The following is a 1,277-nucleotide window of genomic DNA, read 5'->3' as shown; positions in this document are numbered from 1 at the left end:
CATCCGGGGGCGGGGCTGGCGCGGGAGGAGACGCCGGACCGGTCGTTGTCGGCGGACCCGCCGTCGGAATGCTCGTCGTGCCAGGCGGATCTGTCCGACGCGGGGGTGCTGGCGGACGGGTGGGCGCAGGTCTGGGACCTACTCGAACCGGTGCTGGAGAAGGTCGAGTGGGTGTTGCCTCGGCGGCGCTGCGCGTGCTGCCGGAAGGTCACCACCGCCGTGGTTCCGGGGGTGCGGCACGCGGCGGCGGGCGCGGTGTCCTACGGGCCCAGGCTGCACGGCGCGGCGGTGCTGCTCGCCTCCGAGGGCAACGTGCCGGTCGAGCGGGCCGCGATGGTCATCNNCGCGCTGCTNGGGGTGCCGGTNTCGNCCGGGTTCGTCGCCCGCGCGAACGNNCGGCTCGCNCAGGANCTNNAGGCNGCCGGGTTCGACGAGGCGATGAAGGCGGCGCTGCGGGCCGANCCGGTGCTNTGCGGGGACGAGTCGCCNGTCAACGTGCTGCGCAAGGATCNTGACGAGGNCACCGGCACCGCCCTGTCGGGCACCCCGCACCTGCTGGTGGTGCGCACCCCGGCGCCCGGGCTGGNCTGGTATGCGGCGATCAGCTCCCGCTCGTCCGGGGCGATCGACGCCACCGGCGTCCTCACCGGCTGGCACGGCTACCTGACCCGCGACGACTACGCCGGCTGGCACCAGTACGACCCCACGCTCGCCGGCGTGCAGTTGTGCTGTGCCCATCTCATCAGGGCGTTGCGTGCGGTGCTGATCCTCGCGCCGAAGGTCCAGAAGTGGGCGGGCCGGCTCATCGACCTGCTCCGCGAGGCCAACGGCCTGGTCGTCGCCGCCCGCGCCGCCGGGAACAGCCGCCTCGGCCAGGCCGCGATCGACGCGCTGCGGGCCCGCTACGACGCCGACGTCCGGATCGGCGAGCTGACGAACATGTCCCGCCCCTGGGCCGACGAGAAGAACCATCCCGGCCTGGTCCTGGCCCGCCGGCTTGCCGCGAAGGCAGACCAGGTCTGGCTCTTCACCACCGACTTCAAGATCCCATGGACGAACAACCCCAGCGAGCAGGCCATACGCCTCCCGAAACGCCACCAGGCCGTCTCGGGCTACTGGCACACCCCCACCACCATGGCCGCCTACCTACGCGTGCGCTCCTACCTCGTCTCCGCCCGCGACCACGGCCTGACCGCCGTCGACGCCATCCGCCTCGCCCTCGCCGGTACGCCCTGGATGCCAGCCAGGCGCGCGGCCAGCCCCACACACGCTCTCGC

1 protein-coding gene is annotated in these 1,277 nt (G+C 73.3%); it reads left to right on the top strand.

The window, feature by feature from the left end; translation table 11 throughout:
- The coding region (locus CED_RS20785) for an IS66 family transposase (RefSeq protein WP_035913577.1) at positions 1-1,277 on the top strand (1,277 nt) is incomplete at both ends.

It is taken from the genome of Frankia sp. CeD, from assembly GCF_000732115.1.
GTDB classification, from domain to species: domain Bacteria; phylum Actinomycetota; class Actinomycetes; order Frankiales; family Frankiaceae; genus Frankia; species Frankia casuarinae.
The sequence above is the reverse complement of the archived record's forward strand: the minus strand, read 5'-3'. Positions and strand labels throughout refer to the sequence as shown.